Origin of the sequence: Variovorax rhizosphaerae, assembly GCF_037889975.1 — a bacterium.
GTDB classification, from domain to species: Bacteria; Pseudomonadota; Gammaproteobacteria; order Burkholderiales; family Burkholderiaceae_C; genus Variovorax; species Variovorax rhizosphaerae.
Window position 1 is genome coordinate 423,908 of record NZ_JBBKZT010000004.1, and the last position, 22,123, is coordinate 446,030.

Here is a 22,123-nt window from a genome sequence, read left to right on the forward strand (position 1 = left end):
CGCGGGTCCAGCCCAAGACCTCGGGTCAACGGAGCGCAGGGCCGGCGTCGACCCGAACGCGCTGCTGCCTTGCGCCTCCATCATGCCCCGGTTAACTGGCACCGTCGACAAACGAGGGAGCGTTGTCGGAAGCTTGGCCGCTCGTGGAAATGAGCGCGGTGACTTCGGGGGAATTTCAACAGCCAACGTGGTTTGACAGTCCGGTTGAAGGCCTGCAGGGTGCCAGCCTATTGAATCGCATGCGCCGGATCCAGCACCGCCGGCATCTGGCGCGAGACCTCGGCATTGAACTGGATCCGCCAAGTGCCGTCACCGGGGCCATGCAGTTCATAGACGGCGCAATTGGGCATCGGCAGGCCGATCTGGAACTGACGAAACGATTTCATCGAGAGCCGATCCGCGACCGGAAAATTCAACGTCCGCCACAGCAACATCGCGAACCACATGCCATGGCCGAAGACGACGGTGTGGTGCGGCAGCGCGTCGAGTTGCGGGCGGTAGTCGTCGGCTCGTTGCGCAAACTCCATGAACGTTTCCGCGCCCGGGCCCATCCGCAGCCTCGGATCGCCTTGGGTCCAGTAGCTGTCGATGAGCGGGCGGCGCTCTTTCGTGCCGGTGCCGGCAACGCTGGCAGGATCCAGCGTCACGAATTCGTTGAGTAGCGCATGCCGGGAATAGTCCAGGCCGTGGCGCGTGGCAAGGGGTCGTGCCGTGTCGATGGCCCGGATGTATTCCGAAGTCACGATGGCCGCAGGCCGGACAGCGAGCAGTTGGGCGAGTTGCGCCGCCTGCGCCCTACCGCGTGGGGTGAGGGGAATCAGCTCAGGTTCGCTCGTCGGCAGGCCGGCATTGGCGGCGCTTTCGCCGTGCCGGACCAGATGGATCGTCTTCATGTTGCTTGTTGCCTCCCGTGGAAGCTGCCATTTTGGCGTCAGCGGCCGTTCCCGCATGGACAGCCTGGCTGGCAGACGACCTGAGTCATTTGCTCACAAGCACGCCAACACGCTGCGCGAACGTCAACGGGTCTTTGGTTCGAAAACGGACACCACGCTGGCCGCCTGCCCTCGCACGCGGCCATTGCTGCTTCTGTCCAATGAACCCGGTGTTGCGCTTGGGACGGGCACCCGCCCCCCTGAAAAAACAGGCAGGGCGAAGCACGTCGACGGGATCGAGACGCGGGGGCTTCCAGGGCACGTCGTCTGTGGCGCTCGATGCGCACCCTGCGCTTCTCGCAGTGGACGTTCATGGAGTCTCGGAACCCTTGACCGCTTCAAGCCGGCCATCAGGGAACTGTCGGTACACGACGCCGTCAATCACGACGGCCTTCGGCAACCCGAGTTGCTTGCAGTTGCCGCAGCGACTACAGCGTCTTCCATGAGCCTGAGAGCAGGCTCCCGCCCGATTTCGTCGATGATTGATCTGGCCATGCGGTCGAGGTCAACCTGCGTAAAAGCCTTGTCGGTCTGGCTCGAGCCAACGCGTCTCCATCAGTTCGAGTCGCTTCACAAAGTGGATGTCGGCCATGAGAAAAGCCCCGCAAGTCGTTGACTCACGGGGCTTTCCTGGATTTTTGGTGGCTCTTCACGGATTCGAACCGCGGACCTGTGGATTATGATTCCATCGCTCTAACCGACTGAGCTAAAGAGCCGAGCCTCGAATTATAGCCCGAGTTGCAACCCGCTTCCCAGTTACATGTGTTTTCAACCCCGAACGGGGTCGCCGCCCGTAGAAGCAGGGGTGAGAATCACTTCATGTCACCGGTTTCCTCCGACAACGCCGATACCGCCGCCAGCAACGATGGCGCGGTGCCCGACGACCAATTGATGATTGCCTACGTCGGCGGCGACACCACCGCGTTCGATGCACTCTATGCCCGCCACGAGAGCGGGCTGTACCGGTTCGTGCGCCGCCTGCTGGGCGTGCGCCTGTTGGCGGAGGTCGACGAGGTGTTCCAGGAAACCTGGGAGCGCATCGTCAAGGCGCGTGCGAGTTTCGCGCCGGAGCGCGCAAGCTGGCGGACCTGGGCGTTCACCATCGCGCACAACCTGGCGATGGATCGCCTGCGCCTGAGTGGCCGCGAGGTGTCCTTCTATGCCCATGACGAAGACGGTGACGGATTGGAAGCGGGCGTGTTGTTCGGGCGCGGCGTGTTGCGCGCGGATGCGGCGCAACATCCGTCGGCCGAGGAAGCTGCCTTCTGGCGCGCGGCCGGTCGTCGGCTCTTGGCCTGCCTGGACGAACTTCCGGACGAGCAGCGAGCCGCCTTCCTGCTGCAGCAGGAAGAGGGCTTCACCATTGAAGCGATGTCCTTGAGCCTGGACGTCGGCTTCGAGACGGTGCGCAGCAGGTTGCGCTATGGCATGCAGAAATTGCGCGCATGCATGGAACGCTACCTGACCGCATTGGGGCGCTCGTCATGAACGACAAGCACGCCATGCCGGAGGCCGACGATCTCCCCGACCCGGCGCTGCGCCGTGCGCTTGACAACGCGCCGGATCACGCGACCGTGCCCAGTTTCCACCTCCGGCGGACCATTCGCCAGATGGCGTACGACGCCGTCGGGCCCACCGATGCGGAACTGAGCGAGTCGCTGGACCGTTCATGGTGGCGTCAACTGCTCGGGCTGGGCGCTCCCGCAAGATCCCGCACGCCTTGGGCTGCGGCGTTCGCGACGGTAATGGTCGGCGTCCTTGTGACGGTGCTGTGGCAATCGAAGCCCGTGCCGGGCCCGCAACTTGACAGCCAGGCGCCGCCGACGCCTGCTGCGAGCGCCCATGCCCCGATGGCCCCCGCAGCCCCCGCAGCCCCTGCAGCCCCAGCAGCCCCAGCAGCAAGGAACGAGCCCTCCGCGCCAGCTGCGGCGGCGTCCGACAGCGCGTCGGAACCGCAGATCGCATTGCCGGCAACCGTGGCGCCAGCGCCTGAACTGCCGCCCCTGCCGCCTGAGCCACCCCGCGCACTCCCCCAGCCGACGGCACAGGACATCGCGATCCAGGCCGCCCTGCGCAAGGCGCAGGAGGCCGAGCGCGAAGCGCAGGAAGTGGCCAGCAAGGCGGTGCCCATTCCCGGCACCGGGGCGCGGGCACCCAATCCCCAGTCGATGGCGCCGCTGTCGGGACCCCGCCGCCCAGACGAACGTGCATTCGCTGACGCGAGTGCGCCGGCTGCTGCACCGGAGCGTCGCAGTGCACGCGCACGCGATGAGCTGGCAGCCGCCCCGCCACCGCCAGCCATCGCCAATACACCACTCTCGGGCGGCGCCTCCCGGTCCATCAAGCCCGAGCCCGGTGCGGCTGCGAATGCCGCCGCCAGTGCGGCCCCATCGTCGTCGGTGCGCACCGATGCCAGCGAGCCGCCGACCTTTGCGGCATTGGGCCAGTGGACCCGCATGACGGTGGTTGGCCCGAACGGCCAGAGCCGGACCTACTCGCGCGGCGAGGTGGGCGAGCTTGGCACCTTGGTGGGGTCCGCCGCGCTAGCGGCCGTGGGGCCGCAGCCCTTGCGCAACAAGGTGGAATGGCGAGTCATGCTGGAACGCAATGGCAAGCCGCTGGCGCAGTTCGAACTGGCGCGTGGCGAGGTGCGCTGGCGCGAGGGTGGCTCGGCGCCAGCCACGGGCCATCCGCCGGAAGGCGCGCTCGATGGATTGCGCGAGGCGCTTCGCGATGCGACGGCGCCGTTGCCTGCGGTGTCCAATCAAGCGCCGGCCGCCCCTGCAGCCGCGCCTTCGGTGAAGTCTGCCGAGCCGCCGGCCCAACCCGCCGAGCCCCAGGCCCCCCACATCGAATCCGCGCCCTTGCGCCGGCAATAGATTGCCAGGATGGCAGCCGGCCGCTGCTGGACAGGGCGCTGGTCAGTGCCGCTGCCGCGAGCAGTCGCCTATTCGTCTTGCAGGGCGCTGCGTCGCTCGCGCCTTGGCGAGGCTTCAACCTAGAAAAAGCAGTTGACCGCGCTCAACCTTTGGACTGACAGCATGGACATTGACGCTTTCGCCTTCGATCACGGCCACCGCCGGGGTGAGAGCGCTATGCACCCGATTGCACCGCGCTCGACGCGCCATGCGGCGTTGCTCGGCCTTGCGGGCATGAGCCCGCCGCGTTCTCGCGCCTTGCCTGGCACGCCGATCACGGCGCAGTCGGGCGCATCCAACTGCTTTTTCTAGGTTCAAGTGTGCGTGAACGTCGGCTCGCGCTTGTTCACGAAGGCGTCCATGCCTTCCTTTTGGTCGTTGCTCGCGAACAGCGAGTGGAACAGCCGGCGCTCGAACATCACGCCGTCGCTGAGCCCGCTCTCGAAGGCGCGGTTGACCGACTCCTTGGCCGCCATCACCGCGATGCGCGAGAAGCCCGCGATGACCAGCGCCGCGCCGAGCGCCTCGTCGGCCAGCTTGTCGAGCGGCACCACGCGGCTCACCAGGCCCGAGCGCTCGGCCTCGGCCGCGTCCATCATGCGGGCCGTGAGCGCCATGTCCATCGCCTTGCTCTTGCCGACCGCGCGCGGCAGGCGCTGCGTGCCGCCGGCGCCGGGGATCACGCCGATCTTGATCTCGGGTTGGCCGAACTTCGCGTTGTCCGCCGCGATGATGAAGTCGCACATCATCGCCAGCTCGCAGCCGCCGCCGAGCGCAAAGCCGGCCACCGCGGCGATCACGGGCTTGCGCACCGAACGGATGATTTCCCAGTTGCGGGTGATGAAGTCGCCCTTGTAGACGTCTGCAAAGCTGTAGTTGGCCATGGCGCGGATGTCGGCGCCCGCGGCAAAGGCGCGCTCGCTGCCGGTGACGATGATGCAGCCGATGGCTTCGTCGGCATCGAAGGCCTTGAGTGCGTGGCCCAGGTCGGTCATCAAGGCATCGTTCAGTGCGTTGAGCGCCTTCGGGCGGTTCAGCGTGATGATGCCGACCGTGCCGGCCTCGGTGCGGACTTCGATGTTTTCGTAGTTCATGCGGGTCTCCGTCGGAATGGGGAGGAATGGGTGAAATTCGGGATCGAACGACTATAGCGAGACGGGGCAGCCCGCGCGGTGCACACTCGGCGCTCCGCAAGAGGTGCCCCGATGAGCTTGATGTTTGCTGTGCTGCTGTTCCTTCACCTGGCCTCCGCCGCCTTCTGGGTGGGCGGGATGGCAGTCATGCACTTCGCCGTGCGCCCCGCGGCAGTGGCCGTGCTGGAGCCGCCGTTGCGGCTGCCGATGTTGAGTGCGGCGCTCGGGCGCTTCTTCGTGGGGGTGAACGTTGCGATCGTGCTGTTGCTGCTGAGCGGCTTCGCGATGATCGGGTTGGCAGGCGGCATGGGCGCGCTGCGCTGGCATGTGCATGCCATGCTGGGCATCGGCCTCTTGATGATGGCCGTCTATGGCCATATCCGCTTTGGCATCTATCCGAAGGTGCGGCGCGCGATCGCTGTGAAGGAGTGGCCTGTCGCGGCCAGGCGGCTTCACCTGATCCGCATGCTGGTTGCGCTGAACCTCGCGCTCGGCGTACTGGTGTTTGCGCTGGCCGTGGTCGGCCGCGCAGGATGAGTGCGTGTCCTGGTGCGCCTCGAATCGCCTTTGCGGGCCCCCGCGGAGGCGGCTTTGCCGGCCACTGGGCGCGCGCCCTGGGGAGGGCGCGCCGCAAGCGCTCGGGGGTGGCTGTCAGTTCACGAGCCAGGCCGCCAGCAGCGCGGCGTCCTGCGCGAACAGCCGCCAGGTCGTCGAGCCCGTCGGCAACGTGAGCGGAAGCCGCAGCATGCGCCGGTCGCGCGCGACGATCGCGGTCATCTTCTTCTGCGGACCGAGATAGAGCGCCAGGTCGTCCAGCTTGGTGATGCGCCAGGTCTGGGCCGCATGGCCCTTCCTGGCGGGCACCTCGATGCCGAGCCATTCGTCGTTGGCCGCGAACCCGGCCTGCTCGGCTGCACCGCCGCGCAGGACGACCTTCACATGCACGCTGCCGTTGGTCTCGCTCACGCGCAGGCCCAGTTCCTGCGCACGTTGCGACGGGTCGTCGAGCGTGGCCACGCCGTGTGCACGCAGCAGTTCCGACAAGGGCAACTCGTCGGTGCCATGCACCCAGGCAGCGATCTCCTCGTCATAGGTGCGACCACCGATCGCCAGCAGCGCGCTGGCGAAGTCGGCCTCGGTGATGGGGCCGCCCGCGCTCACGTTCCACAGGAGGCGCATCACATCGTCGAGCGAGCCATTGCCTTCGCGCCGCAGCGTGAGGTCGAAGCACATCGCGACCAGCGAGCCCTTGGTGTAGTAGCTGATGGTGCTGTTGGGCGTCTGCTCGTCCTGCCGGTAGTACTTGACCCAGGCATCGAAGCTGGCCTGCGCCACCGACTGCACCAGCCGCCCGGGCGACTGCAGCACGCCGTTGATGGTCTTGTTGATGAGCTTCAGGTAGCCCGCGTTGTCGATGCGCTCGGCGCGGCGCAACAGCAGGTCGTCGTAGTAGCTGGTGAAGCCTTCGAACAGCCAGAGCATCTGCGTGTAGTTCTCCTGGCCGTAGTCGTAGCGCGCGAACTCCGCGGGCCGCAGCCGCTTCACGTTCCAGGTGTGGAAGTACTCGTGGCTGATCAGGCCCAGCAGCGTGGTGTAGCCCTCGGGCTGTTTGCGGGCTTCGAGTTGCGGCAGGTCGCGGCGCGTGCAGATCAGCGCGGTGGAATGGCGGTGCTCGAGGCCGCCGTAGCCATCGTCGACGGCGTTCAGCATGAACACGTAGCGGTCGAACGGCGCGCTCGGGCCGCCGCGCTTGCCGACCTTGTCGCCGTGCCAGAAGCGCATCTCGGTCTCGCAGATGGCGCGGGTGTCGGCGATCAGCTTGTCGCCGTCGAAGGATGCGGTGGCGCCCGCAACGACGAAGCGGTGAGGTACGCCGAAGACGGTGAAGTCGGCGCTCCAGAAGGCGCCCATCTCGACGGGTGAGTCGGCCAGTTCGTCGTAGTTGGCGGCCCAATGTGCGCCGAAGCCTTGCGCATCGGTGTCCACGCCATGCAGGGCCGTGGCGCAGGACCAGCGTGCGTTGCCGGCAACCTGCGCGGGCGCGACGATGTCGATGCCGTGTGGATTGTCTTCCTGTCCCTCGACGCGCAGGCAAAGGCTGGTGCCGTTGAAGAAGCCGCGGTCGGCGTCGAGCCACGCGGTGCGCACCGAATGGTCGTACGCGCAGACCTCGTAGCGCAGCACCAATGGCTTGCCCTCGGTGCATTCGATTTGCCAGCTGTGCTTGTCCAGTTGCTCGATGACCAGTGTGCGGCGGCCTTGCGATGCGCTCAGCTTCTGCAGGTTCTTGGCGAATTCACGAACCAGGTAGCTGCCCGGAATCCACACCGGCAGCGAGACGCGTTGCAGCGCGGCCGGGCTGTCGATGGTGAGCGAAATGGCGAACAGGTGCGCATTGGGGTTGGCGCATTCGACGCGGTAACGCAGCGCCGGCGCCTCGCGGCGCTGGGTGGCAACGGTTGGCGCCATCAATTGGCCGCGGCGAGATGCTTTTCGACCTGGGCGGCCGGAATGGCGCCCGGTGCGCGCGAGCCGTCGGCAAAGATCAGCGTGGGCGTGCCCGTGATGTTGTACTTGCGGCCGAAGGCGACGTTGCGCTCGAGCGCCGCCGCGTCACAGCTCGCGGGCGCGTCCTGTGGCTTGACCTCGCTCGTCATCCAGTCGTTCCAGGTCTTCGCCTTGTCCTTGCTGCACCAGATGTTCTTCGACTTGGCGGTTGAATCCGGGCCCAGCACCGGGTAGAGGAACAGGTAGACGGTGACGTTGTCGACGTTCTTCATGTCGCGCTCGAAGTGCTTGCAGTAGCCGCAGTTCGGGTCCTCGAACACTGCCAGCTTGCGCTTGCCGTTGCCGCGCACGATCTTGAAGGCATCCTTGACCGGCAGCTTGTCGAAGTCGACTTCGCTGAGCTTCTCGATGCGCTCCTCGGTCAGGTTGCGGCGCGCCTTCACGTCGATGAGGTTGCCCTGCAGCAGGTAGTTGCCGTCGGCGTCGGTGTAGAAGATCTCGAAGCCGTTGATGCGCACTTCGAAGAGGCCCGGCATCGGCGACTTGGTGATCTCGTCGATCTTGGCGAACTGCGGGATGCGGGCGGCCAGGTTCTTGCGGATCTCGGCTTCGCCGGCTTGGGCCTGCAGCGAGACGGCAAGGACGCTGCCGAAGGCCAGGGTGGCGAGGAGGTTGCGAGCGAGCTTCATCATGGTTGGCGTTGTTGTTGGGGGATCAGCGAAGGCCCATGGCCTGTCGTGCGATCCAGTTCTTGAGCGGTTGGGCTTGGTTGAAGCCGCGCATGCCCCAGTTGCGCAGCGCCGGGATTGGATCCACGGTCTGCGAAAAAAGTTGCTGGAGGCCGTCGGTGGTGAGGCTCATCGCCAGCACGTCGGCGCGGCGGGCGCGTTCGTAGCGGCGCAGCAGGCGCGGGTCGCCGACGCTGCGCCAGTATTCGCGGTCCCTCAGGACGCCGGCCAATGCGGCGGCATCGGCCAGGCCCAGGTTCAGGCCCTGGCCCGCGAGCGGATGCACCGTGTGGGCGGCATCGCCGGCCAAGGCCCAGGACTTGCCGTCCGGAAAGGCGCCGGTCCAGCGGTCGGCCATGGCGCGCTGCAGCGGCCAGGCCGCGCGTTCGCTGGTGAGCGTGAGGGCGCCGAGGGCATCGTGCGTGGCCTGGCCCAAGGCCGCAGCGAACTGGGCCGGGTCCTGCGCCATCAGTTCAGGCGCGTGAAACTGGTCGACTGACCACACCAGCGCCAGTTGCCGGCCGGCCGCGCCGCCCAGGGGGAGCAGTGCCAGCACTTCGCCCTTGTCGTTGAACCATTGGCGGGCCATGCCGTCGTGGGGGCGTTCGGCTTCGAGGCGGGCGGCGATGGCGTGCTGCGGGTAGCGGGTGACGTCGTAGCGCACGCCCAGTCCCTCGCGCGTGGCGCTGCCCTTGCCTTCGCAGACCACGGTCAGCGGGGCGGGGACAGGTGCCTCGCGCACGTCGATCATGGGCTGGAAGCGCACGGCGTCGGCCAGTTGGCGTTCGAGGGCAGGGACATCGACGATCCAGGCCAGCGCATCGACTTTCTGGTGTTGGGCGTCGAACTGCACGCGTCCGCCGTCGTCGCCATGCACCTGCATCTCGCGCACCGCGGTGGCGTGTGCATCGTCGGGCCAGGCGCGCAGCGATTCGAGCATGCTGCGCGAGGCGGTGTTGAGCGCGTAGGCGCGCACGTCATCCTGGGTGGAACGGGCGGCGGGCGCAACGAGGGCCACGCGCACCCGCTCGCGCGCGAGCAAAAGTGCCAATGTGCGGCCGACGATGCCGGCGCCGCGAATGCAAACCTCGGGGGGAAGAGCCATCGCGGGATTGTAGGAGTTGGGGCTGGGCGGCGTGGACTGCGGGAGAATCCCGCTTCGCCCTCAAGGAACCCATCCGTGACATCTGCCGCTTTCGATCTCCAGGCCACCATCGCCCGTCTTCTCGTCTACCCGGTCAAGTCCTGCGCCGGGGTGGACCTGCCGGAGGTGCTGCTGACGGAGACCGGGCTGGAGTTCGACCGGGCCTGGATGGTGGTCGATGCCGAGGGCGAGTTCGTGTCGCAACGCGAACTGCCGCGCATGGCGCTGATCCAGCCGAAGCTCAAGCAGTTCGAGATGGTGCTGCGCGCGCCCGGTATGCTGGCGCTGCATGTGGCTTACGACCGGGTCGAACTGCCGATGCGCGTGCGGGTGTGGGACGACGAGGTGGCCGCCTACGACATGGGCGACGTCGCGGCCCAGTGGTTCAGCGATTTCCTGTCGGAGCCGGGCAAGCCGCAGAAGCTGCGCCTGGTGCGCTTCGATCCGGCGCACAAGCGCATTTCCAGCCTGAAGTGGACGAATGGCGTCGAGGCGCAGAACCAGTTTTCAGACGGCTTTGCGGTGCTGGTGGCGAGCGAGGCGTCGCTGGTCGAACTCAATGAGAAGCTGGTGGCGGAGGGCCACGACGCAGTCGTCATGGAGCGGTTCCGGCCCAACATCGTGCTGGCCGGCGTCGAGGCGCAGGATGAGGACCGCCTGGAGACCATGCACATCGCGACGGGCGAGGGCGAGGCGCTGCTGCAGCCGGTGAAGCCCTGTCCGCGCTGCCCGATGCCGGACATCGACCCGAAGACCGCGGTGAGCAGCCCCGAGGTGGGCGACATGCTGCGCACCTACCGGCAGAACGCACGCGTCGATGGCGCGGTCACCTTCGGCATGAACGCGATCGTGCTGCAGGGCATCGATTACATGCTGAAGGTGGGTCAGCCGGTCAGCGCCAATTACCGCTTCGAATAGCGCGCCAGCCGCCTCAAGGCACCGCTGAGCAAGTCCCTTGTGCGTCGCGCGTCCGCGCTTCAGGCGCTCTGTGGCGTTGCTCGAACGTCCCGGCCGCTAAAATCGCCGGTTCCCCAGATTCCCTGAAAGAACCCCGCCATGAGTCTCCAGTGCGGCATCGTCGGCTTGCCGAACGTCGGCAAGTCCACCCTTTTCAACGCATTGACCAAGGCAGGCATCGCGGCGGAAAACTATCCCTTCTGCACCATCGAGCCGAACACCGGCGTGGTGGAAGTGCCTGACCCGCGCCTCGCGCAACTGAGCGCGATCGTCAAGCCCGAGCGAATCGTGCCGGCCATCGTCGAGTTCGTCGACATCGCGGGCCTGGTGGCCGGCGCCAGCACCGGCGAAGGCCTGGGCAACAAGTTCCTCGCGCACATCCGCGAAACCGACGCCACGGTGAACGTGGTGCGCTGCTTCGACGACGACAACGTGATCCACGTGGCCGGCAAGGTCGACCCGATTTCGGACATCGAAGTGATCCAGACCGAACTGTGCCTGGCCGACCTGTCGACGGTCGAGAAGGCGCTGCACCGCCACACCAAGGTGGCGCGATCGGGCGACAAGGATGCGCAGAAGCTGGTCGGCCTGCTCGACCGCTGCCAGAAGGCACTCAACGAGAACATCCCGGTGCGCGCGCTGGAGTTCTCGAAGGAAGAGATGCCGCTGGTCAAGTCCTTCACGCTGATCACGGCCAAGCCGGCGATGTTCGTGGGCAACGTGTCGGAGACCGGCTTCGAGAACAACCCGTACCTCGATCGCCTGCGTGAGTACGCGGCCAAGCAGGGCGCGCCGGTCGTTGCCATCTGCGCCAAGATCGAAGCCGAACTGGCCGACATGGACGACGAGGACAAGAAGATGTTCCTCGCCGAAATCGGCCAGGACGAGCCGGGCCTGAACCGCCTGATCCGTGCCGCCTTCAAGCTGCTGGGCCTGCAGACCTACTTCACCGCCGGCGTGAAGGAAGTGCGCGCCTGGACCATCCACATCGGCGACACCGGCCCGCAGGCGGCTGGCGTGATCCACGGCGACTTCGAGAAGGGCTACATTCGCGCCCAGACCATCGCCTTCGACGACTACATCGCCTTCAAGGGCGAGCAGGGCGCCAAGGACGCGGGCAAGATGCGCAGCGAAGGCAAGGAATACGTCGTCAAGGATGGCGACGTGATGAACTTCCTGTTCAGCCCTTGAGGGATTCGGCCTCGCCCGGAGGCCCACCGTTCACCCCTGAGCGACCAAGCCTGGTCCGGGCGCACACCTTCCTCCCTGAGCGACCACGGCCATACTGGGCCGCTCATCCTATTTGGCGACGACCAGCCGCAGCCCGCTGGTCACGCTCGCCACAGCCGCGAAGGCCGCGCCCAGCCACAGCGCATTCGTCGCGCCGTGCACGCCCGCCAAGCTGAAGCACAGCGCGGTCAATGCAGCGCCCGTCGCCTGGCCCAGCAAGCGCGAGGTGGCGATGGTGCCGCTCGCACCGCCGGCACGCTCAGGCGGCGCGGCCGACATGAGGGCGCGCAGGTTGGGCGCCTGGAAAAAGCCGAAGCCCGCGCCGCAAATCGCCATACGGATCGCGATGTCGAGCACGCTGGGGTCGGACGGTAGCAGCGCCAGCGATGCCATGCCCGCGCTCAGCACCACCAATCCGATACCGCCGAGCATCCCCGGCGGATAGTGGTCGGCCAGACGGCCTGCCACCGGCGCGGCGAATGCGACCACCAGCGACCACGGCGACATCAGGAAGCCCGTGTCGACCTGGTTGCGATGCAGCACGCCTTCGAAGTAGAACGGCAGCGAGACGAAGGCCAGCCCCTGCGCGGCAAAGGTGCAGACCGCGGTGATCGACGACAGCGCGAAGGCCGGACGCCGGAACAGGTCGACCGGCAGGATCGGCGACGGCCGTCCATGTTCGCGGCGCACCAGCAGCACACCGAACACCAGCGCCACGGCGAGTGCGCTCAGCCACCAGGCCATCGGTTCGCGCTGCGCCGCCGAGCCCAAAGCCAGGATCAGCGCAGTGAACGCGACCACGTTGTAGGCGGCTGCGAGCTTGTCGAAGCCGTGCGTGCCACGCGGCGAGGCCGGCAGCGAAGGCAAGGCGATCGCCAGCGCCACGAGTCCCAGCGGCAGGTTGATGCCGAACAGCCAAGGCCAGGGCGCGACGCTCAGCACCAGCGAGGCCACGCTCGGCCCGACCGCGAACCCGATGCCCACCACCAGCGCATTGAGTCCCACGCCGCGGCCAAGCCGGTGCGGCGGATAGATGAAACGCAGCAGCGCGGCATTCACGCTCATGATTCCGCTTGCGCCCAGGCCTTGCAACGCACGCGCCGCCGCAAGCGTGGGCAGCGTGGTGGCCAGCGCGCAGGCCAGCGATGCGAGCGTGAAGAGCGCAAGCCCGCCGATGTAGATGCGCCGGTGCCCGACGATGTCGCCCAGCGCGGCAAGAGGCAGGATGGTCGCGACCATCGCGAGCTGGTAGGCGTTGATGACCCAGACCGATGCGGCCGGCGCCGCCAGCAGGTCGGCCGCGATCGCGGGCAGGGCGGTGTTGGCGATGGCCGTGTCGAGCGTAGCCAGCAGCACCGCCACCAGGATCGCGGCCACGGCGCGGCGGCCGCGTGGCGTGAGTGCATCGGTCGATGCGTTGTAGTGAGTCGACGGGCGGTCCATGAGGTCGCTGGCTGGTGCGACCGGAATGCCGCGTGTTCGATCGATGGTAGCGGCGCGCCGCCCTTTGTGTCGGCGTGCGGTTGTCGGCACGCTGGCATAGACTGCGCCGTTCCTTCCGGCCCTCATCCATGCTCACCGTCCACCACCTCAACAATTCGCGCTCGCAGCGCGTCCTCTGGCTGCTTGAGGAACTCGGCCTTCCGTACGAGATCGTGCACTACCAGCGCGACGCGAAGACGATGCTTGCGCCGCCCGAGTTGCGCAAGGTTCATCCTCTGGGCAAGTCGCCGGTAGTGACCACGGACGATGGCTTGGTGCTGGCCGAGTCCGGCGCAATCATCGAGACCATCATCGAGCGCTTCGGCCAGGGCCGACTCGCGCCGGCGTCAGGTTCTGCGGAGGCGGTGCGCTACCGTTACTGGCTGCACTTTGCCGAAGGCTCGGCCATGCCGCCGCTGCTGATGAAATTGATCTTCGACAAGATCGAGAGCAGTGACATGCCCTTCTTCGCCAAGCCCATCGCGAAGGGCATTGCCGACAAGGCGAGGAGCCGGTTCATCCTGCCGAACATCGCGTCGCAGCTCGATTTCATGGAAGGCGAGCTGGGCAAGAGCGAATGGTTTGCAGGCGATGCGTTGACGGGTGCGGACATCCAGATGAGCTTTCCGGTCGAAGCCGCGCAAGTGCGTGGCGGGCTGGATGCATCGCGGCCGAAGTTGATGGCGTTCCTGGAGCGCATTCATGCGCGGCCGGCCTACCAGCGTGCGTTGGAGCGTGGCGGGCCTTATGGCCTGTTGAGTTGAGGCGAGAGGATGCACCGACGCTGCGCCCTTGGCATTGCGTGCGCTGAGCGCTCTCTCGTGCACTGAGGACCGCAGGCCTGGGATCGGCGTGTGCAGTAGAAGGCTTCACTCCTTCAGCTTCAGCTCGGCCAGATATACAAGAGCGCGACCGTCATCGTCAGGTAGCGTGCGAACTTGCCGATGGCCATGTAGAACACGCAGGGCCAGAACGAAAGCTTCAGCCAACCTGCCACCGCGCAGAGCGGATCGCCGACCAGCGGCAGCCATGCGAGCAGGCAAGCCTTCGGGCCCAGCTTCTCGAGCCAGGTCAGTACGCGCATGTGGTGCTTCGAGTGTGAGTACTTATCTGCAATCTCGTGCGCGCCGTAGCCCATCCACCAATCAACCGCACCGCCCAGCGTGTTGCCAGCGGTGGCCACGAAGATCGCCGGCCAGAACATGTCGGGGCTGAGCTGGAGCAAGCCGAACAATGCCGGCTCCGAGCCCAGAGGAATCAACGTTGCAGAAACGAACGCAACAAAAAACAGCGTCGACAGGCCGTACTGTGGAAGCGCGAGAAGCGTCAGGAGGGAGTCGAACCATGCTTGCATGTGCGCTGGAGTATAGGAACGTGGCTGAAGAATGGCGTGTGGGAAAACGCGAGATGCGCGTGTCAAGCGAATGTGGGAAGTCCCTTTCGGCGCATTCTGTTTCAGTCCCTGAAATTCTGCGCCGGTACAATCGTGCCTCATTTTTCAGCAGCCTCGCTCGCTTCCCCTTTCCCTCCACCATGCAGATCGGCAACATCGCGCTGGATAACCGTCTGTTCGTCGCGCCCATGGCCGGCGTGACCGACCGGCCTTTTCGCATGCTGTGCCGCGAGCTGGGCGCGGGCTATGCGGTGAGTGAGATGGTGACGTCGCGCAAGGAACTGTGGAACACGCTGAAGACCTCGCGCCGTTCCAACCATGACGGCGAGCCTGGCCCTATCGCAGTGCAGATCGCTGGCACCGATGCGGCCATGATGGCGGAGGCCACCGCCTACAACATCGATCGCGGCGCGCAGATCATCGACATCAATATGGGATGTCCCGCCAAGAAGGTCTGCAACAAGTGGGCCGGCTCCGCGTTGATGCGCGACGAGCCGCTGGCGCTGGCGATCGTGCAGGCCGTGGTCGATGCGGCGGCGCCGCATGGCGTGCCCGTGACGCTGAAGATGCGCACCGGCTGGAGCATGGACCATCGCAATGCGGTCAAGCTGGCACGCGATTTCGAATCTGCCGGCGTGCAGATGCTGACCGTTCATGGGCGCACGCGCGAGCAAGGCTACAAGGGCCAGGCCGAGTACGACACCATCGCCGCGGTCAAGGCCGCGGTGCGTGTGCCCGTGGTGGCCAACGGCGACATCACATCACCGCGAAAGGCGCGCGATGTGTTGGCACTCACTGGCGCGGATGCGGTGATGGTCGGACGGGCTGCGCAAGGGCGCCCATGGATCTTTCGCGAGATCGCGCACTACCTGGCCACGGGCACGGACCTCGCGCCACCGCTCGTTGCGGAAGTGCGGCGACTGATGCTCGAGCACCTGCAGGCGCACTACGCGCTCTACGGCGAGTTCAGCGGCGTACGAACCGCGCGCAAGCACATTGGCTGGTATGTGCGCGCGTTGCCGGGGGGCGAAGCCTTCCGTGCGCACATGAACACCCTCGACGACTGCGCGCTTCAACTGCGCGCGGTTGCGGATTTTTTCGATGCGCTTGCGGTCCACACCGACCGCATGCCAGTCCGGGACGCAGGCGAAGACCTACCCCTGGATGAGGAGGCGGCCACTGCCGCCGGATGAGAGAGAAGAAGAGAAACCCGACATGAGCAAGAAACAAATAGAGGACTGCGTGCGCAGCAGTCTGGAGAGCTACTTTCGCGATTTGCGCGGCACCGAGCCCGACGGCGTGTACGACATGATCGTGCAGGTCGTGGAGAAACCGTTGCTCGACGTGGTGATGACGCGCGCCGAAGGCAACCAGTCCCGCGCCGCGCAATGGCTGGGCCTCAACCGCAACACGCTGCGAAAAAAGCTTGTCGAGCACAAGCTCATCAAATAACAACCAACACCTGATTCATGGCACTGACCGCACTGCTTTCCGTTTCCGACAAGACCGGCATTCTCGAATTCGCGCAAGCGCTCGACGCACTCGGCATCAAGCTCCTCTCCACCGGTGGCACTGCCAAGCTGCTGGCCGATGCCGGCCTGCCGGTCACCGAGGTAGCCGACCACACCGGCTTTCCGGAAATGCTCGATGGCCGCGTGAAGACGCTGCATCCCAAGATCCATGGTGGCCTGCTCGCACGCCGCGACTTGCCGGCGCATGTGGCCGCGATCAAGGAACACGGCATCGACACCATCGACCTGCTGGTGGTGAACCTCTATCCCTTCGAGGCGACCGTGGCCAAGGCCGGCTGCACGCTGGAAGACGCGATCGAGAACATCGACATCGGCGGCCCGGCCATGGTGCGTAGCGCGGCCAAGAACTGGAAGGACGTTGGTGTGCTCACCGACGCCTCGCAGTACGCGGGCGCGCTGGCTGAACTGAAGGCCGACGGCAAGCTCAGCGACAAGACCAAATTCGCGCTGTCGGTGGCCGCGTTCAATCGCATCGCCGACTACGACGGAGCCATCAGCGACTACCTCTCGGGCATCGACTTCGACGCCAGCGTGGGGCAGCCCGCGCCCAAGCGCTCGCTGTTCCCTGCGCAGAGCAACGGCCGCTTCATCAAGCTGCAGGACCTGCGCTACGGCGAGAACCCGCACCAGCAAGCCGCGTTCTATCGCGACCTGTATCCCGCGCCGGGATCGCTGGTCAGCGCGCAACAGTTGCAAGGCAAGGAACTCAGCTACAACAACATCGCCGATGCGGATGCGGCCTGGGAATGCGTCAAGAGCTTCGACGTGCCGGCCTGCGTGATCGTGAAGCATGCGAATCCGTGTGGCGTAGCCATCGGTGCGAATGCGCTCGAAGCCTATTCGAAGGCCTTCAAGACCGATCCGACCTCGGCCTTCGGCGGCATCATCGCGTTCAACCGCACGGTCGATGTCGCGGCGGCGCAGGAAATCAACAAGCAGTTCGTCGAAGTACTGATGGCGCCGGGCTACACGCCTGAAGCGCTGGAAGTGTTCAAGGCGACCAAGGCCAAGTTGAATGTGCGCATCCTGGCGATTGCATTGCCGCCGGGCGGCGCGACCGATTGGGACAACGGGCGCAATGCGGTGGATGTGAAGCGCATCGGCTCGGGCCTGTTGATGCAGACGGCGGACAACCGCGTGCTGCTCGAAAGCGAACTCAAGGTCGTCAGCAAGAAGCAGCCGACGGCCGAGCAACTGCAGGACCTGCTGTTCGCCTGGAAGGTCGCCAAGTACGTGAAGAGCAACGCGATCGTTTTCTGCGCAGGCGGCATGACGATGGGCGTGGGCGCGGGCCAGATGAGCCGGCTCGACTCGGCGCGTATCGCGAGCATCAAGGCCGGGCATGCGGGCCTGTCGCTTCACGGCACGGCGGTGGCGAGCGACGCCTTCTTCCCGTTCCGCGATGGCCTGGATGTGGTGGTGGACGCGGGCGCATCGTCAGTCATTCAGCCCGGGGGGTCGATGCGTGATCAGGAAGTGATCGATGCGGCGGACGAGCGCGGCGTCGTGATGGTGCTATCAGGCATCCGCCACTTCCGTCACTGAACTTCGCCGCTCGGCTATTGCGCGCACGCAAGGCGGCGTTGAAAACTTCGCCGCTCGGCTACTGCGCGAATGCATGGCGGCGTTGAGCCGCTGCTCGGGATCCTCACTTACTGAAGTACGTTCCGGTCCCTGCGCTGCGTTCGCCTTGCCCTGCATCCGCTCGCTACGCCGCTCGGCGAAGTTTGCACGCCCACCGCTGGCGCTAGGGGAACACCATGCGGCGGAGCGGGCGTGGCTGTTGTGGCTACTGTCTCGCGAGCGCCTTGAAGATCTCGCCTGCGGCTTCGATGGTCGCAGCGATGTCTTGTTCGCTGTGCGCAGCGCTCACAAAGCCGGCCTCGTACAACGCGGGCGCGATGTAGACGCCGCGGTCGAGCAGGCCGTGGAAGAGGGTGTTGAACTTCTTGTTGTCGGTGGTCATCACCGTGGCGTAGTTCTGTGGCAGTTGGTCGAACAGGAAGAAGCCGAACATGCCGCCTTCGCTGTCGGCGCTGAAGGGCACGCCTTCGGCTGCGGCGGCGGACTTCAGGCCTGAGACCAATGATTGCGTCTTCGCGGCCAGTGCTTCATAGAAGCCGGGCTTGGCGATTTCCTTGAGCGTTGCGAGTCCGCAAGCCGTGGCCACCGGGTTGCCCGAAAGCGTGCCGGCCTGGTAGACAGGGCCAAGCGGGGCGAGCTGTTCCATGATGGCGCGCGGTCCGCCGAAGGCCGCGAGCGGCATGCCGCCGCCGATGACCTTGCCGAGGACCGTGAGATCTGGCGTGATGCCGAGCACGCCTTGGGCGCCATGCAGGCCGACCCGGAATCCCGTCATGACCTCGTCGAACACCAGCAGTGCGCCATGCTGCGTGCACAGCTCGCGGCAGCGCTTCGCGAACTCGGGCGTCGCGCGCACGAAGTTCATGTTGCCGGCGATGGCCTCGATCATCAGGCAGGCCAGCTCGTGGCCGTGCAACGCGAAGGCTTCTTCCAGTTGTGCGAGGTTGTTGTATTCGAGGACCAGCGTGTGCTGCACCACTTCCGGCGGCACGCCGGCGGAGGTCGGGTTGCCAAAAGTCGCGAGGCCGGAGCCGGCCTTGACCAGCAGTGCGTCCGCATGGCCGTGGTAGCAACCTTCGAACTTGATGATGTACTTGCGGCCGGTGGCGCCGCGGGCCAGGCGCAGCGCGCTCATGGCGGCCTCGGTGCCGGAACTCACGAGCCGGACCATCTCCATCGAGGGCACCAGCGCGAGGATGGCCTCGGCCAGTTCGATCTCGCGCTCCGTCGGCGCGCCATACGAGAAGCCTTCGAGCACCGCCTTCTGCACCGCCTCGACCACGGCCGGATGTCCATGGCCCAGGATCATCGGACCCCAGGAGCCGATGTAGTCGATGTAGCGCTTGTCGTTGGCGTCCCAGAAGTACGCGCCTTGCGCGCGCTGGATGAAGCGCGGCGTGCCGCCCACGGCCTTGAAGGCGCGCACCGGCGAATTCACGCCACCAGGAATCACGGCGCGGGCGCGCTCGAAAAGAATGTCGTTGCGGTCGGTCATGGCGGTGATTCTCACAGGTGACGGCGGCCTTGTTGGCATAGCGGCACGCAGCGGAGGCATTGGTGATCCTGGCGCGTACTGTTGCGCATTGCCTTTGCAGTCTGGCGCTCTGAGAAGCCCTTTGAGGCTCATCGATTCAGCCCGGGTGCTGGACAGAAACCATAGAACCTTTGCCGGGCCGCCAGGTGCGCCCTCTATAGGGGCTGAGGGGCGCGGCTGCCTGTGCAGGCTTGGACGGCCCGCAAGACCAGCCGCCTCTGGAGCCCGTCCCGGCGCCGCAGGCGCATTCGGGGGGGCGAATCTAATGTCGCGTCTCGTGCGGCGGCAATGCAAAGTCCGCCGGATCGGCCGGACTCGCGTCGCCATCGTCGTCTTCATCTTCCTCGGTCTGCGCCCAGAACAGCCGGTCCGGCAGCACGTGGCCCATTCCGGGGCGGAAGCCCGCATCGAGGCAGCGGTCCATGTAGCTCAGCGCCTCCGCGGTCGCGGCGGTCAGGTCGGTGCCGCTCGCGAGCAGCGCGGCGAGCGCGGCCGACAAGGTGTCGCCCGCGCCAGAGAACACGGCCTCGAGTCTTTCGTATTTCTCATTGGCCAGCACGGCTTGCGGCGAAGCCAGCACGTTGTCGAAAAACTGGTCGGGCAGTACGATGCCGGTCACGAGCGTGTAGGGCACGCCGTGTTCGCCAGCCGCCCGGGCAATGTCGCGTGCCGTGGGGCTGCGGTCACCGGTCCAGTCGGGGAGCAGCCAGCGCCACAGCGTGCTGTGGTTGCCGACGAGCACCGTGGTCTGCGGCAGCAGCAAGTCACGGAAGGCATCGTGATAGGGCTCGATCTGGTTTTCTTCCCACCATGAAAGGTTGGGCATGTAGGCCACCAGGGGCAGATCGGGATAGTCGCTGGCCGTTTCCGCAATCGTGCTGAGGTTCTCGGGGGTGCCGACGAAGCCGACCTTGATGAGGCGCACCTCCACATCTTCAAGAATGGCGCGGGCCTGTTCGGCCACGGCCTCTTCGTCGAAAGGGAAGTGGTCGAAGATTTCCGCGGTGTCGCGCGCGTAGGCGCCGGTGACCACCGGCAGCATGTGCGCACCGACCGAAGCCATGGCCAGCGCATCGCCCGCGAGTCCGCCGGCACCGCTGGGATCGCTGGCATTGAAGACCAGCACGCAGGGGGGATTGAGGTCCTCTTGCGTCTCCAGGTTTTCGTCGTCGGAGGCCCCGGTAAGATCAGCCGGATCACTCGCGGCTTTTGAAGGTAAGAGGTAAGTTTTCATGCGCCGTGGTGAGTCACCGTGATGGTGGCACAAGTAGGACGGTCATCACAGGGACCTGTGAAACGTCTAGATACAATCGTTGCATTCTATGAACAGGGACTTTAAGCTGCGATGAATACGAAAACCTGGATGTGCCTGATTTGCGGGTGGATCTACGACGAAGCGACAGGGGTGCCGGAGGATGGTATTGCGGCTGGAACAGCCTGGGCGGACGTCCCGATGAATTGGACATGCCCGGAGTGTGGCGCCCGCAAGGAAGACTTTGAAATGGTAGAAATCTGAAGCATGGCACAGGGCTGCGCTGCATGATGCGTCGAACGTGCCGGCGCGGTATTGACCGAAGTCTCTCAATGAGGAGCTTGCGCCATGAGCACCCACGCATCCGGTTACAAAGTGCTGGTGATTGATGACAGCAACACGATTCGGCGCAGTGCCGAGATCTTCCTCAAGCAGGGTGGACATGAGGTCCTGCTCGCAGAAGACGGCTTCGATGCACTCTCCAAGGTCAACGATCACAAGCCGCACCTGATCTTCTGCGACATCCTGATGCCGCGCCTGGACGGCTACCAGACCTGCGCCATCATCAAGCGCAACGCCCGGTTCTCTTCCGTACCGGTCGTCATGCTGTCTTCGAAGGACGGTGTGTTCGACAAGGCGCGCGGCCGCATGGTTGGCTCGCAGGACTACCTCACCAAGCCGTTCACCAAGGACCAGTTGCTGCAAGCCGTGCAGCGGTTCGGTATTGTTCAGACGGAAGCGTCCTGATGGCCATCCGCAAGGTTCTGGTGATTGACGACTCGAAGACGGAGCTGATGTTCCTCTCCGACATGTTGCAGAAGAACGGCTATGCCGTGAAGACGGCGCAGAACGCCGACGACGCCATGCGCCGCCTGGAGGAAGAGCGTCCGGACCTGATCCTGATGGACGTGGTGATGCCTGGCCAGAATGGTTTCCAATTGACGCGAACGCTCGCACGCAACCCGAAGTACGAGAACCTGCCGATCATCCTGTGCACCAGCAAGAACCAGGAGACCGATCGCCTGTGGGGCATGCGCCAGGGTGCGAAGGATTACATCGTCAAGCCGGTGGTGGCGGCCGAACTGATGTCCAAGATCAGCGCGCTGGCATGAAGATGACCCGCTCGCCCGGCACTGCGTGTCCTTGTTGCCCTCCGAAGGGGCGCGGACCTGCTTGGGGCGGCCCGGCGCGGGCCCGAGGCTGAGTCATGGCCAATCGCGAATCCCTCCGCGCATTCCAGTCCCGCCTCGCGGGTCGCCTGCAGGCGGCGCGCAGTACCGGTGTGTCGGCCTCGTGGCTGGCCGTCGAGGCGGGCGATGCCCGATACCTCTTCCCGCTCGGGCATGCGGGCGAAATATTCCCTTGGACACATCCAGCGCCGGTGCCCTACACCCAGCCGTGGTTCCTGGGCGTGGCCAACCTGCGCGGCGGGCTCTATGGTGTGGTGCAGTGGTCCACCTTTGCCACCGGCGGGCGCAGTGCGGTGGCCGTGACGGAAGCGCCCGGCGCGCAGTCGCGCCTGGTGGCGCTCAACGAATTGCTGGAAGTCAATTGCGCGTTGCAGGTCGATCGACTGATCGGGCTTCGCGGCGTCGAAGCCTTCACCGATGCCACAGCCCCGGATGCGGAAGCGCTGGGCTGGATGGGCCATGCGTACTTCGATGCCGAGGGCGTCCGGTGGCAGGAAGTCAACCTGCAAGCGCTTTCGCAGCAACCCGAATTCCTGGGCATCGGCGCTGCCTGACGGCGGGCCAGGAACTGAAATCACACGAGGAATGACAGTGAGCTCCATCGCC

23 protein-coding genes and 1 tRNA gene are annotated in these 22,123 nt (G+C 65.7%); 14 read left to right on the top strand and 10 right to left on the bottom strand.

Annotation, left to right across the window (positions count from 1 at the left end; all coding sequences use genetic code 11):
• Positions 1–227: 227 nt before the first annotated feature.
• Positions 228–950, bottom strand: a complete 723-nt coding sequence (locus WKW82_RS11170) for a histidine phosphatase family protein (RefSeq protein ID WP_340342358.1) — start codon at positions 948–950, stop codon at positions 228–230.
• 621 nt (positions 951–1,571) lie between these two features.
• A tRNA-Met gene (locus WKW82_RS11175) sits at positions 1,572–1,648 on the bottom strand.
• Between the two features lie 22 nt (positions 1,649–1,670).
• Between WKW82_RS11175 and WKW82_RS11180 the strand changes: the two genes are divergently transcribed.
• The 3 genes from WKW82_RS11180 to WKW82_RS11190 all read left to right on the top strand — a co-directional run bounded on the left by WKW82_RS11180 (position 1,671) and on the right by WKW82_RS11190 (position 4,162).
• Positions 1,671–2,420 carry a sigma-70 family RNA polymerase sigma factor gene (locus WKW82_RS11180; RefSeq protein ID WP_340342359.1) on the top strand — a complete coding sequence of 250 codons (750 nt, stop codon included), beginning with the start codon at positions 1,671–1,673 and terminating at the stop codon, positions 2,418–2,420.
• A complete protein-coding gene (locus WKW82_RS11185; RefSeq protein WP_340342360.1) occupies positions 2,417–3,811 on the top strand; it encodes a hypothetical protein in 1,395 nt (464 codons plus the stop codon). The genes WKW82_RS11180 and WKW82_RS11185 overlap by 4 nt, the downstream gene beginning before the upstream one ends.
• Before the next feature lie 132 nt (positions 3,812–3,943).
• On the top strand, positions 3,944–4,162 hold the full coding sequence (locus WKW82_RS11190) for a hypothetical protein (RefSeq protein WP_340342361.1): 219 nt from the start codon (positions 3,944–3,946) through the stop codon (positions 4,160–4,162).
• Between the two features lie 2 nt (positions 4,163–4,164).
• Here the strand turns inward: WKW82_RS11190 and WKW82_RS11195 are convergent, their stop codons facing one another.
• The gene (locus WKW82_RS11195) at positions 4,165–4,944 is read right to left on the bottom strand and encodes an enoyl-CoA hydratase (RefSeq protein WP_340342362.1); all 780 of its coding nucleotides are present in this window, start codon (positions 4,942–4,944) and stop codon (positions 4,165–4,167) included.
• A 111-nt stretch (positions 4,945–5,055) separates the two neighbouring features.
• On the opposite strand from WKW82_RS11195, the gene WKW82_RS11200 reads away from it, so the two are divergent.
• Complete coding sequence (locus WKW82_RS11200; RefSeq protein WP_340342363.1) at positions 5,056–5,520, top strand: CopD family protein; 465 nt, start codon at positions 5,056–5,058, stop codon at positions 5,518–5,520.
• 114 nt (positions 5,521–5,634) lie between these two features.
• Here WKW82_RS11200 and WKW82_RS11205 read toward each other — a convergent pair whose 3' ends face one another.
• From WKW82_RS11205 to WKW82_RS11215, 3 genes are read right to left on the bottom strand one after another with little or no spacing between them, the layout of a single operon-like run.
• Positions 5,635–7,452 carry a M61 family metallopeptidase gene (locus WKW82_RS11205; protein WP_340342364.1) on the bottom strand — a complete coding sequence of 606 codons (1,818 nt, stop codon included), beginning with the start codon at positions 7,450–7,452 and terminating at the stop codon, positions 5,635–5,637.
• Positions 7,452–8,180 (bottom strand): DsbC family protein, encoded by a 729-nt coding sequence (locus tag WKW82_RS11210; RefSeq protein WP_340342428.1) that lies wholly within the window; start codon positions 8,178–8,180, stop codon positions 7,452–7,454. Before WKW82_RS11210 ends, WKW82_RS11205 begins: the two co-directional genes overlap by 1 nt.
• A gap of 25 nt (positions 8,181–8,205) precedes the next feature.
• Complete coding sequence (locus WKW82_RS11215; RefSeq protein ID WP_340342365.1) at positions 8,206–9,324, bottom strand: FAD-dependent monooxygenase; 1,119 nt, start codon at positions 9,322–9,324, stop codon at positions 8,206–8,208.
• Between the two features lie 75 nt (positions 9,325–9,399).
• Between WKW82_RS11215 and WKW82_RS11220 the strand changes: the two genes are divergently transcribed.
• Together WKW82_RS11220 and ychF are read left to right on the top strand one after the other, a co-directional pair.
• Positions 9,400–10,281: an MOSC domain-containing protein gene (locus WKW82_RS11220; RefSeq protein ID WP_340342366.1), complete on the top strand. Its 882-nt coding sequence runs from the start codon at positions 9,400–9,402 to the stop codon at positions 10,279–10,281.
• Positions 10,282–10,419: 138 nt separating this feature from the next.
• The gene (ychF, locus tag WKW82_RS11225) at positions 10,420–11,511 is read left to right on the top strand and encodes a redox-regulated ATPase YchF (RefSeq protein ID WP_340342367.1); all 1,092 of its coding nucleotides are present in this window, start codon (positions 10,420–10,422) and stop codon (positions 11,509–11,511) included.
• Between the two features lie 108 nt (positions 11,512–11,619).
• On the opposite strand, the gene WKW82_RS11230 is transcribed toward ychF, so the two are convergent.
• Positions 11,620–12,993, bottom strand: a complete 1,374-nt coding sequence (locus tag WKW82_RS11230) for an MFS transporter (RefSeq protein WP_340342368.1) — start codon at positions 12,991–12,993, stop codon at positions 11,620–11,622.
• 128 nt (positions 12,994–13,121) lie between these two features.
• On the opposite strand from WKW82_RS11230, the gene WKW82_RS11235 reads away from it, so the two are divergent.
• Positions 13,122–13,796 carry a glutathione S-transferase gene (locus WKW82_RS11235; protein ID WP_340342369.1) on the top strand — a complete coding sequence of 225 codons (675 nt, stop codon included), beginning with the start codon at positions 13,122–13,124 and terminating at the stop codon, positions 13,794–13,796.
• A gap of 119 nt (positions 13,797–13,915) precedes the next feature.
• Here the strand turns inward: WKW82_RS11235 and WKW82_RS11240 are convergent, their stop codons facing one another.
• Positions 13,916–14,386, bottom strand: coding sequence for a YqaA family protein (locus WKW82_RS11240; protein WP_340342370.1), 471 nt, complete (start codon positions 14,384–14,386; stop codon positions 13,916–13,918).
• Positions 14,387–14,565: 179 nt separating this feature from the next.
• Between WKW82_RS11240 and dusB the strand changes: the two genes are divergently transcribed.
• The 3 genes from dusB to purH are packed head-to-tail and all read left to right on the top strand — an operon-like array spanning position 14,566 to position 17,502.
• Positions 14,566–15,618: a tRNA dihydrouridine synthase DusB gene (gene dusB, locus WKW82_RS11245; RefSeq protein WP_340342371.1), complete on the top strand. Its 1,053-nt coding sequence runs from the start codon at positions 14,566–14,568 to the stop codon at positions 15,616–15,618.
• A gap of 22 nt (positions 15,619–15,640) precedes the next feature.
• Entirely contained in the window at positions 15,641–15,877 is a 237-nt protein-coding gene (locus WKW82_RS11250) for a Fis family transcriptional regulator (protein WP_340342372.1), read from the top strand.
• A gap of 17 nt (positions 15,878–15,894) precedes the next feature.
• Positions 15,895–17,502, top strand: a complete 1,608-nt coding sequence (purH, locus tag WKW82_RS11255; RefSeq protein WP_340342373.1) for a bifunctional phosphoribosylaminoimidazolecarboxamide formyltransferase/IMP cyclohydrolase — start codon at positions 15,895–15,897, stop codon at positions 17,500–17,502.
• A 244-nt stretch (positions 17,503–17,746) separates the two neighbouring features.
• On the opposite strand, the gene hemL is transcribed toward purH, so the two are convergent.
• Both hemL and thiD read right to left on the bottom strand, forming a co-directional pair.
• Positions 17,747–19,036 carry a glutamate-1-semialdehyde 2,1-aminomutase gene (hemL, locus tag WKW82_RS11260; RefSeq protein ID WP_340342374.1) on the bottom strand — a complete coding sequence of 430 codons (1,290 nt, stop codon included), beginning with the start codon at positions 19,034–19,036 and terminating at the stop codon, positions 17,747–17,749.
• 301 nt (positions 19,037–19,337) lie between these two features.
• On the bottom strand, positions 19,338–20,309 hold the full coding sequence (gene thiD, locus WKW82_RS11265) for a bifunctional hydroxymethylpyrimidine kinase/phosphomethylpyrimidine kinase (protein ID WP_340342375.1): 972 nt from the start codon (positions 20,307–20,309) through the stop codon (positions 19,338–19,340).
• A 111-nt stretch (positions 20,310–20,420) separates the two neighbouring features.
• Between thiD and WKW82_RS11270 the strand changes: the two genes are divergently transcribed.
• The 4 genes from WKW82_RS11270 (at position 20,421) to WKW82_RS11285 (ending at position 22,071) form a co-directional block, all read left to right on the top strand.
• The gene (locus WKW82_RS11270) at positions 20,421–20,591 is read left to right on the top strand and encodes a rubredoxin (protein ID WP_340335923.1); all 171 of its coding nucleotides are present in this window, start codon (positions 20,421–20,423) and stop codon (positions 20,589–20,591) included.
• A gap of 84 nt (positions 20,592–20,675) precedes the next feature.
• A complete protein-coding gene (locus WKW82_RS11275; protein ID WP_340342376.1) occupies positions 20,676–21,074 on the top strand; it encodes a response regulator in 399 nt (132 codons plus the stop codon).
• Complete coding sequence (locus WKW82_RS11280; protein WP_340342377.1) at positions 21,074–21,439, top strand: response regulator; 366 nt, start codon at positions 21,074–21,076, stop codon at positions 21,437–21,439. The genes WKW82_RS11275 and WKW82_RS11280 overlap by 1 nt, the downstream gene beginning before the upstream one ends.
• 95 nt (positions 21,440–21,534) lie before the next feature.
• Positions 21,535–22,071 carry a chemotaxis protein CheW gene (locus tag WKW82_RS11285; RefSeq protein WP_340342378.1) on the top strand — a complete coding sequence of 179 codons (537 nt, stop codon included), beginning with the start codon at positions 21,535–21,537 and terminating at the stop codon, positions 22,069–22,071.
• Positions 22,072–22,123 lie beyond the last annotated feature (52 nt).